Origin of the sequence: Micrococcus sp. HMSC31B01 (assembly GCF_001816085.1) — a bacterium.
Taxonomy (GTDB): Bacteria; Actinomycetota; Actinomycetes; order Actinomycetales; family Micrococcaceae; genus Micrococcus; species Micrococcus luteus.
The window spans coordinates 1-904 of sequence record NZ_KV824904.1; the positions used below are offsets into that span (position 1 = coordinate 1).

Sequence of the window (904 nt, forward strand, 5' to 3'; positions counted from 1 at the left end):
CTCCCGGGCCGGCGTGGCCCGCGCGCTGCCGATCGAGTATGGGCGCCGGGACGGCTCGGGCGTGCCCGTGGACCAGCGCATCGAGGCCGTCGGCGCCGGCGCCTCCCCCGAACTCGTCTCGGCCCCGCCCGCCGAGGACGACGCCGTGGCCGTGTCCGCGGACTGATCAGGGGCCTTAGCGGCCGATCCGCACCGGGACGTCGCCGTCCTCCAACAGCCTGCCGTCATGGGTGACGACCACGACGATCCTGTCCGTCAGGGCCTGGCGCAGATCCGTGATGAGGGCGCGTGCCTCGTCGGCGTCCACGTGTGCGGTCGGCTCGTCCAGCAGCACGACATCGGCGCGGGCCACGAGAGCCCGGGCCACGGCCAGGCGTTGACGCTGCCCGCCCGAGAGCCGCTGCCCGCCAGGGCCGACGCGCGTGTCCAGGCCCTGCGGTGCCGCGGCCAGCCACGGACCCAGTCCCACCAGCTCGAGCGCGGCGGTGAGCTCTGCGTCGGACGGGGCGTCCGCGACGCCGCGGGCCAGGGCGAGGTTGCCGCGCGCCGTGGAGTCGAAGATCAGGGCGTCCTGTGGGGTCCAGGCGACCCGGGCCAGCGCCGTCGCGTCCGGGCGGACCGGGTCCGGCTGGGGCGTCGGGGGCACGGTCTCGAGCGTGTACCGGCCGGCGGTCAGGGGCAGGAAGCCCAGCAGCACGGCCAGCAGGGTCGACTTCCCGGATCCGGAGGGCCCGGTGACGACGGCGACGTCCCCGGGGGCCAGGTCGAGCTCCAGGTCGGTCCACAGCGGCGGCGCACCGGGGTGGGCGAAGGCGGCCTCGACCAGGCGCAGGCGGCACACCCGTGCCTCCGGCTCTGCGGCCTCCGCCGGCTCAGGCGGCGCCGCGGCAGCTCCGCCCTCCTC

Annotated in this window: 1 protein-coding gene; it reads right to left on the minus strand. The window is 77.0% G+C overall.

Annotated features, from left to right (window positions below; all coding sequences use genetic code 11):
- Positions 1-175 precede the first annotated feature (175 nt).
- Positions 176-904 (minus strand): ATP-binding cassette domain-containing protein (locus HMPREF3105_RS01400; RefSeq protein ID WP_141762380.1); only part of this gene is annotated, 729 nt, incomplete at its 5' end.